The following is a 9,520-nucleotide window of genomic DNA, read 5'->3' on the forward strand; positions in this document are numbered from 1 at the left end:
CGAAGGCGGGTTCGGTGGCGAGGAGGTCGGTGGCCATGCCGGTCCACTGGCTGCCCTGGCCGGGGAACACGAACACCGTCTTCCCACCCGCAGCCGCGGTGCCCGCCACCACTCCGGGCGCCTCCTCGCCGTTGGCGAACGCCGCGAGCCCGGCGGCGAGTTCGGCGTGGTCGGAGGCGAGGACGGCCGCGCGGTACGGGAAGTGCGTGCGTGCGGTGGCCAGCGAGTACCCGAGGCCGGCCAGGGGAACGCGCTCGTCCAGGGCCGCGCGCAGCCGCGTGGCCTGCTCCCGCAGTGCCGCGGGGCTCTTGGCGGAGAACACGATGGGCAGCGGGCCGGTCGGGGCGGCGGGCTCGGCCGCGGGGGCGGCGGGCGCCGTGACCGGGGCCTGTTCGAGGACGACGTGGGCGTTGGTGCCGCTCACGCCGAAGGAGGAGACGCCGGCCCGGCGGGGGCGGTCGGTCTCGGGCCAGGGCTGCTGTTCGGTGAGCAGCCGGACGGCGCCCTCGCTCCAGTCGACGTGCGGGGAGGGCTCGTCGACGTGCAGGGTCTTGGGCAGCACGCCGTGCTGCATGGCCTCGACCATCTTGATGATGCCGGCGACTCCGGCGGCGGCCTGGGTGTGGCCGATGTTGGACTTGATCGAGCCGAGCCAGAGGGGCTGGTCGGCGGGGCGGTCCTGGCCGTAGGTGGCGAGGAGGGCCTGGGCTTCGATGGGGTCGCCGAGGGTGGTGCCGGTGCCGTGGGCCTCGACCGCGTCGACGTCGCCCGCCGTGAGGCGGGCGTTCGCCAACGCCTGCTGGATGACGCGCTGTTGGGACGGTCCGTTGGGTGCGGTGAGGCCGTTGCTGGCACCGTCCTGGTTGACGGCGGTGCCGCGCACGACGGCGAGGACGGGGTGTCCGTTGCGCTGGGCGTCGGAGAGGCGTTCCAGGAGCAGGAGTCCGGCGCCCTCGCCCCAGCCGGTGCCGTCGGCGCCGGCCGCGAAGGCCTTGCAGCGGCCGTCGGGGGCCAGGCCGCGCTGGCGGCTGAACTCCACGAACAGGCCGGGTGAGGCGAGCACGGTCGCACCCCCGGCGAGGGCGAGGTCGCACTCGCCGTTGCGCAGCGACTGGGCGGCGAGGTGGACCGCGACCAGGGAGGAGGAGCACGCGGTGTCGACGGTGATCGCCGGGCCCTCCAGACCGAAGGTGTAGGAGATCCGGCCCGAGGCGACGCTCGTGGTGTTGCCGGTCATGTAGTAGCCCTCGGACTCGGCCATCCCCTGGCTCAGCCCCGACACGTAGTCCTGCGAGATGACGCCGGTGAAGACGCCGGTGCTGCTGCCCTGCAGCGCGCTCTGGGGGATCCCGGCTCGTTCGAAGGCCTCCCACGCCGTCTCCAGCAGCAGGCGCTGCTGCGGCTCCATCGCGATCGCCTCCTTCGGGCTGATCCCGAAGAAGTCGGCGTCGAACTCGTCGGCGTCGTAGAGGAAGGCGCCCGTGCGGACGTAGAACTTGCCGGAGCGGTCCGGGTCGGGGTCGTAGAGGCCCTCGATGTCCCAGCCGCGGTTCTCCGGCAGGCCGGCCACCGTGTCCACGCCGTTCGCCAGCAGCTGCCACAGCGCCTCGGGGGTGTCGGCGTCGCCGGGGAACCGGCAGCTCATCGAGACGATCGCGATCGGGTCGTCCGCGGCCGGTGCCGCGGTCGCGCGCGGGGCGGCGGACCGCGTCCGCAGTCCCAGCAGTTCGGTGCGCAGCAGTCGGGCCACCGCGCCCGGGGTGGGGTGGTCGAAGACCAGGGTGGCGGGCAGCCGCAGGCCGGTCGCGGCGGTGAGGCGGTTGCGCAGTTCGACGGAGGTCAGGGAGTCGAAGCCGATCTCGTTGAACGGCCGGGCCTCGTCGATGGCCACGGGTGTGCCGTGCGCGAGCACGGTGGCGACGTGCGAGCGCACCAGGTCGAGCAGCTCCCGGTACTGCTCGGGCTCGCTCAGCGGGGCGAGCCGGTCGGTCAGGGCCGTGCTGCCCGTGCCGGTCGCGGCGGCCTGCCGGGCTGCGGTCCGCCGGGCCCGGGTGAGCCCGCGCAGCAGCGGGGCCAGGGTGCCGTCCGCCGCCTGCCGCCGCAGTTCGGCGGGGTCGAGGCGCACCGCGGCGACGGCGGCGCTGCCGGCCGTCAGGGCGGCGCTGAGCAGGCCGAGCGCTTCGTCGGCGGACATCGGGGCGATGCCGCCGCGTTCGATCCGTGCCTGGTCGGCCTCGTGGAGGGTGCCGGTCATGGTGCTGGTGTCGGCCCACAGGCCCCAGGCGATGGAGGTGGCGGGGAGTCCGTCGGCGTGGCGTTGGTGGGCGAGGGCGTCGAGGTAGGTGTTGGCGGCGGCGTAGTTGGCTTGGCCGGGGTTGCCGATGGTGCCGGCGATGGAGGAATAGAGGACGAAGGCTTGGAGGTCGAGGTGGCGGGTGAGTTCGTGGAGGTGGTGGGCGGTGTCGGCTTTGGGGCGTAGGACGGTGTCGAGGCGGTCGGGGGTGAGGGCGGTGATGGTGCCGTCGTCGAGGACGCCGGCGGTGTGGATGACGGCGGTGAGGGGGTGTTCGGCCGGCACCGTGGCGAGGAGTTCGGTGAGGGCGTCGCGGTCCGACGTGTCGCAGGCGGTGATGGTCACCTTGGCGCCGTGGGAGGTGAGTTCGGCGGTGAGGTCGGTGGCGCCGGTGGCGTTGGGGCCGCTGCGGCTGACCAGGAGGAGGTGGCGTGCGCCGTGTTCGGTGATGAGGTGTCGGGCGGTGAGGGCGCCGAGGGTGCCGGTGCCGCCGGTGATGAGGACGGTGCCTTCGGGGTCGAGGGTGACGGCGCCGGGTTCGGTGGTGACGCGGGCGAGTCGCGGGGTGTGGAAGGTGCCGTCGTGCAGGGCGAGTTGGGGCTCGTCGGGGATGTGGGCGGGGAGTTCGGTGGTGTCGGTGTCGGTGTCGAGGAGGGTGATGCGGTTGGGGTGTTCGTTCTGGGCGGAGCGGACGAGGCCCCAGACGGCGGCGGCGGCGAGGTCGGTGGGGCGCTCCCCGGTGGCGCCGGTGGTGAGGATGATCAGCCGGCTGTCGTCGAAGGCGCTCTCCGCCAGCCACTCCTGAAGAAGTGTCAGAACATGCGCTGTGCGGGCGCGGACGTCGTGGATGCCCTCGGCGGCAGCCGCCGGCCAGGGGACCAGGACGGTCGTGGGAGCGGCGGCCCGCAGGGCGTCGAAGTCCGGGCAGACGGTCACCGGGACACCGGCTCCCGCCGCCCGGATGCGAGGGTCGCCGGACGGGTCGAACACCGTCCAGCCGTGTTCCGCCGGCGCAGCGGGCTCCGGTACGGCGACGGGAACCCAGCTCACCTCGTACAGCGGGCCGGGTCCCGCCGCAGCCGGCGCGAGCGGGACGGTCGGCGCGGTCCCCAGCCGGACCGAGCCGACCGTCGCGACGGGCAGCCCGGCGGGGTCGGTGACGGTCAGTCCGACCGCCGCCTCGACGCCTGGCACCGGGCTGATCCGGACCCGCACGGTCGTCGCGTCGGCGGCGTGCAGCGCGACCCCGGACCAGACGAGCGGCAGCCCGGCCCGCGCTTCGGACCCGGCGGCCTGCTGGGCCAGCCACGGGGACAGGGCGGCGTCGAGCAGGGTGGGGTGCAGGCCGTAGCCGCCCGGGTCGACCGCCTCGGGGAGGTCGAGTTCGGCGAAGAGCTCCGCCCCGAGCCGCCAGGCCGTGCGCAGGACGGGCGCCGCGGCCTCGCCGTACCCGAGGGCGGCCAGGCGGTCCTCCACCTCGTCCGGGTCCAGCGGGACGGCTCCGGTCGGCGGCCACTGCGCACCGGCCGCCACCGCCGGCAGGTCGGCCGTGGTGGTCAGGGCGCCGGTGGCGTTGCAGAGCCAGGACGGCTCCTGCTCCCCGCCCTCCGCGGGCTCGGGGCGGGAGTAGACGGCGATCGGGTACAGGCCGTCCCCGTCCTCGGCGTCGATGGTGATCTGGACCTGGACGCCGCCGTCGGCCGGCAGCGCCAGGGGCACCTCGACGGTGAGCTCGTCGAGGTGGGGACGGTCGGTGCGCTCACCCGCGTGCAGCGCGATGTCGACCAGCGCCGAGGTCGGCAGCAGCACCGGGCCGGCGGACGCGGCGTCGGACACCCAGGGCAGGGAGCGGCGCGAGAGGCGGCCGGTGAAGACCGTGGTGTTCCCGTCGGCCAGGGTGACGACCGCGCCCAGCATCGGGTGGTCGGTGCTCTCCAGCCCGAGGTCGTTCGTGTCGGCGGGCGCGGGCGGGACGTCGAGCCAGAACCGGCGGTGCTGGAAGGCGTAGGTCGGCAGCGGGACCTTGCGCGGCGCGAGCGGCGCGTACAGCGCGTCCCAGTCCACCTCGGCGCCTTCGGCGTACAGGGCGGCGAGCCCGCTCAGGAGTGTCGGGGACTCGGGCCGGCCGGGCCGCAGCAGCGGTACGGCGGTGCGGGCGGGGGCGTCGTCCGGGCCGTCGGCGAGGCCCTGCCGGGCGAGCGCGCTCAGCGTGGCGTCCGGGCCGAGCTCCAGGAACAGCGTGACCTGCTGCTCGGCGAGGGTGCGGATGCCCTGGTGGAAGCGGACCGTGCCGCGGATCTGCCGCGCCCAGTACTCCGGCGAGGTCAGTTCCTCGGCGGTGGCGTCCGCGCCGGTGACGTTGGAGACGACGGGGATCGTCGGCGCCCGGAAGGCCAGCCGCTCGGCCACCCGGCGGAACTCCGCCAGGATCGGGTCCATGTGCGGCGAGTGGAAGGCGTGGCCGACCCGGAGCAGCCGGTTCCCGACCCCGTCCCGGGTGAGCCGCTCGCGCAGTTCCGCCAGCACCTCGGCGTCCCCGGAGAGCACCGTCGCCGCGGGGCCGTTGACGGCGGCCACGGCCACGCGGTCCGCCACGCCCTCCAGCAGCGGCAACAGGTCCGCCTCGGCGGCCCTGACCGAGAGCATGGCGCCGCCCGTGGGCAGCTCCTGCATCAGACGGGCGCGGGCGGCCACCAGGGTGACGGCGTCGTCCAGGTCCAGGACGCCCGCGGCGTGCGCGGCCGTCAGCTCCCCGATCGAGTGCCCGATCAGCCGGTCGGGCCGCACGCCCAGCCGGCGCACGAACCGGAACAGCGCGGTGCCGAGGGCGAACAGTGCGGGCTGGGTGTACCCGGTGCGGTCGAGCAGCTCGGCGTCGGCCGAGCCCTCGGCGGCGAACATGACCTCGCGCAGCGGCCGGTCGAGGTGGCGGTCGAACCGGGCGCAGATCTCGTCCAGGTCGGCGGCGAACCCGGGGAACTCCTCGTACAGTTCATGGCCCATGCCGGGTCGCTGGGATCCCTGGCCGGGGAACAGGAACGCCGTCTCGCGGCGCTCGGCGGGCCCGCTCCCGGTGACCGCGGTGGAGTCCGCCCCCTCGGCGACCAGCGCGAGCGTCGCGAGGAAGTCCTCGCGAGTCCGGCCCAGGACGACCGCCCGGTACGGCAGGGCGCTGCGGGTGGTGAGCAGCGAGTGCCCGATGTTGACCGGGTCCATGTCCGGGTAGAGGCCGACGAACCGGTGCAGGGCGCGGGCCTGGGCCCGGACCGCCTGCGCCGACCGGGCCGAGACCACCCAGGGCAGCAGTGCCCCGCCGGTCTCGACCGGCGGCGCGGTCTCGGGCGCGGGGGCGTGTTCGAGGATGACGTGGGCGTTGGTGCCGCTGATGCCGAACGACGACACGCCCGCCCGGCGGGGGTGGTCGGTCTCCGGCCAGTCCTGGTGGTCCGCCAGGAGCCGGACGGTGCCCGCGGTCCAGTCGACGTGCGGGGAGGGCTCGTCGACGTGCAGGGTCTTGGGCAGGACGCCGTGGCGCATCGCCTCGACCATCTTGATGATGCCCGCGACTCCGGCGGCGGCCTGGGTGTGGCCGATGTTCGACTTCACCCCGCCGAGCCACAGGGGCCGGTCCGCCGGGCGGTCCTGGCCGTAGGTGGCGAGGAGGGCCTGGGCCTCGATCGGGTCGCCGAGGGTGGTGCCGGTGCCGTGGGCCTCGACCGCGTCGACCTCGCCTGCGGTCAGGCGGGCGTTGGCGAGCGCGGCGCGGATGACGCGCTGTTGGGACGGGCCGTTGGGGGCGGTGAGGCCGTTGCTGGCGCCGTCCTGGTTGACGGCGGTGCCGCGGACGACGGCGAGCACGGGGTGGCCGTTGCGCTGGGCGTCGGAGAGGCGCTCCAGGAGCAGGAGTCCGGCGCCCTCGCCCCAGCCGGTGCCGTCGGCCGCCGCGGCGAACGGCTTGCACCGCCCGTCCGGCGCCAGACCGCCCTGGCGGCTGAACTCGGCGAAGATGCTCGGCGCCGACATCACGGTGACGCCGCCGGCCAGCGCCAGCGAGCTCTCGCCGCTGCGCAGCGACTGGGCGGCCAGGTGGACCGCGACCAGCGAAGAGGAGCACGCGGTGTCGACGGTGACCGCCGGGCCCTCCAGGCCGAACGAGTACGACAGCCGGCCGGAGGCCACGCTGGTGGCGGTGCCGGTCAGGAAGAACCCGCGGAAGCCCTCCGGCGCCCGGCGCAGCCGCGACGCGTACTCCTGGCCGATCACACCGGTGAAGATCCCGGTGCGGCTCCCGCGCAGCGAGGCCGGGTCGATCCCGGCCCGTTCGAAGGCCTCCCAGGCGATCTCCAGCAGGATCCGCTGCTGCGGGTCCATGGCCAGCGCCTCGCGCGGGCTGATCCCGAAGAACTCGGGGTCGAACTCGGCGGCGTCGTAGAGGAACCCGCCCCGGCTGACCCGGTCCTGCGGGGCGGTCCGCCCGCCGTCCTCCTGGTACAGCCGCTCCAGGTCCCAGCCGCGGTCCCCGGGCACCTCGCCGGTGGCGTCGGTGCCCTCGCTGACCACCCGCCAGAGGTGCTCGGGGTAGCGGATCCCACCCGGGAACCGGCAGCTCATCGCCACGATCGCGATCGGCTCCTGCTCCTTGGCCTCCACCTCCTGCAGGCGGCGGCGGGTCTGCCGCAGATCGGTGGTGGCCCGCTTGAGGTAGTCGCGGAGCTTCTCCTCGTTGTTCACGTTCCCGCTCGTTTCCGTCCGTTGGTTGGTCATGTCCGCCGCCGATTCAGAGAAGTCCGAGCTCGTTGTCGAGCGCGTCGAAGAGTTCGTCGTCCGAGGCCGATTCGAGGTCGCCGGTCCCGGGGTGTTCCTGGGCGACCGCGCCCTGCGGGCCGTGCCACTTCCACAGCAGGGCCTGGAGCCGGGTCAGCACCTTGGCCTGCGCCTCGTCCGCCGCGTCGAGACCGGCCAGCGCGAGGTCCAGGCGGTCGATCTCGGCCAGCAGCGCCCCGGCGGCCGACAGCTCCGCCCCGAACAGCTCGGTGCGCAGGAAGCCGGTCAGCACCGCCGGGCTGGGGTGGTCGAAGACCAGGGTGGCGGGCAGCCGCAGGCCGGTCGCGGCGGTGAGCCGGTTGCGCAGTTCGACGGCGGTGAGGGAGTCCAGGCCGAGTTCCTTGAACGCCCGGTCGGCGTCGACCGCCGCGGTGCCGGCGTGGCCGAGCACGGCCGCGGCCGTCCCGCGCACCAGCTCCAGCAGCTGCGCCCGCTGCTCGTCGGCGGGCAGCGCGGCGAGCCGCTCCCGCAGCGAGGAGCCGGCGCCGCCGGCCCCGGTGCCGTCCGAGGCCCTCCGGACCGACGACCGGACCAGGCCGCGCAGCAGGGGCGGCAGCATCCCCGCCTCCGCCTGTTCGCGGAGGGCGGCGCTGTCGATCCGGGCCGCCGCCACGACGGGCTCCGCGCCGGCGAGCGCGCGGTCGAGCAGGGCCAGCCCGAGGGTGCTGTCGATGGGCAGCACGCCGCTGCGGCCGATCCGTGCCTGGTCGGCCTCGTCGAGGGCGCCGGTCATCCCGCTGGCGTCGGCCCACAGGCCCCAGGCGATGGAGGTGGCGGGGAGTCCGTCGGCGCGCCGGTGCTGTGCGAGGGCGTCGAGGTAGGCGTTGGCGGCGGCGTAGTTGGCCTGCCCGGGGCTGCCGATGGTGCCGGCGATGGACGAGTAGAGGACGAAGGCCTGGAGGTCGAGGTGGCGGGTCAGCTCGTGCAGGTGGTGGGCGGCGTCGGCCTTGGGGCGCAGGACGGTGTCGAGGCGGTCGGGGGTGAGGGCGGTGATGGTGCCGTCGTCGAGGACGCCGGCGGTGTGGATGACGGCGGTGAGGGGGTGTTCGGCCGGCACGCTGGCGAGGAGCTCGGCGAGGGCGTCGCGGTCCGACGTGTCGCAGGCCGTGATCGTCACCAGGGCGCCGTGCGCTGAGAGTTCGGCGGTGAGGTCGGTGGCTCCGGTGGCGTTGGGGCCGCTGCGGCTGGTGAGCAGCAGGTGCCGGACGCCGTACGCGGTGACGAGGTGGCGGGCGGTGAGGGCGCCGAGGGTGCCGGTGCCGCCGGTGATGAGGACGGTGCCTTCGGGGTCGAGACTGACGGCGCCGGGCTCGGTGGTGACCCGGGCGAGCCTGGGCGCGAGGAACGTGCCGTCGCGCAGTGCGAGTTGGGGCTCGTCGGGGATGTGCGCGGGCAGTTCGCCGCCGTCGGTGTCGAGGAGGGCGAAGCGGTCCGGGTGCTCCGACTGCGCCGAGCGCACCAGACCCCAGGCGGTCGCGCCCGCCAGGTCGGTGGGAGCCGTCGAGCCGACCGCCACGGCCCCGCGACCGGTCAGCACCAGCCGGCTCCCGGTGAACCGGTCGTCCGCCAGCCACTCCTGGAGCAGCGCCAGCACGTGCCGCGCCGCCTCCCGCCCGTCCTCCGACGGGACTCCGGCAGGGGTGAGGGGAGCGAACACGAGCGCGGGAGCCTCGACGTCCGGGCCGAGGGCGGCCCGCAGCGCGGCCAGGCCCCGATGGGCGGCGGCGGATCCGGGTGCGGCCGCGCCGGCGAGGACCGCCGTGCCGGGAGCCGCCTGCTCGCCGCCCGCGGGCGGGGCGGCGAGCGCCGTCCAGGCGGTCCGGAAGAGCGAGTCCGCTCCGGGCAGCGGCCGGTGCGCCTCGGGCAGCTGCTGCGGGCGCAGCGACAGCCGGTCGACGGTCGCGACCGGCGCGCCCGTGCCGTCGTACAGCGAGAGCCGGGCGCCGTCCGCACCCGCGTCCGCGAGGTGGACCCGGAGCACACGCGGTGTCGTCGCGTGCAGCCGCACGCCGCTCCAACGGGACGCCTCGGTGATCGCGCCGTCCTCGGCGGCGAGGCCGAGGAGCGGGTCGACGGCCGCCTCCAGCAGTGCGGGGTGGACGGCGTGGCCGGCGGGGTCGGTCTCCTCGGGGAGGGCGACCTCGGCGTAGACGTCCCGGCCCGCCCGCCAGGCCGCGCGGACCAGCGAGCCCCGGGCCTGGCCGAGGTCGGCGAGCCGGTCGTGGAAGGCGTCGAGGGCGAACGGCGCGGCGCCGGCGGGCGGCCACTCCGCGGGGCCCCCGGCGGGGGGCGCGTCGTCGGCGGGGCTGAGTGTGCCGGTGGCGTGCAGGGTCCAGGGCTGGTCCTGGTCGCCGTGGGTGGGGCGGGAGTGGATGGTGAGGGTGCGGCGGTCGTCCTGGTCCG

The 9,520-nt window shown here is 75.5% G+C and carries 2 protein-coding genes and 2 pseudogenes; all 4 read right to left on the reverse strand.

The window, feature by feature from the left end:
- Positions 1 to 3,826: SDR family NAD(P)-dependent oxidoreductase (locus ACFXDE_RS43145; protein ID WP_380499695.1), on the reverse strand; the 3,826-nt coding region annotated here is incomplete at its 3' end.
- A gap of 147 nt (positions 3,827 to 3,973) precedes the next feature.
- Positions 3,974 to 6,904, reverse strand: a pseudogene (locus tag ACFXDE_RS43150) (type I polyketide synthase); the annotation flags it as partial.
- A 69-nt stretch (positions 6,905 to 6,973) separates the two neighbouring features.
- Positions 6,974 to 7,057 (reverse strand): annotated as a pseudogene (locus ACFXDE_RS43155) (polyketide synthase docking domain-containing protein); the annotation flags it as partial.
- 13 nt (positions 7,058 to 7,070) lie between these two features.
- On the reverse strand, positions 7,071 to 9,520 hold a 2,450-nt coding region (locus tag ACFXDE_RS43160; protein ID WP_380499693.1), incomplete at its 5' end, for a type I polyketide synthase.

This window comes from Kitasatospora sp. NPDC059408, from assembly GCF_042751525.1.
Taxonomy (GTDB): Bacteria; Actinomycetota; Actinomycetes; order Streptomycetales; family Streptomycetaceae; genus Kitasatospora.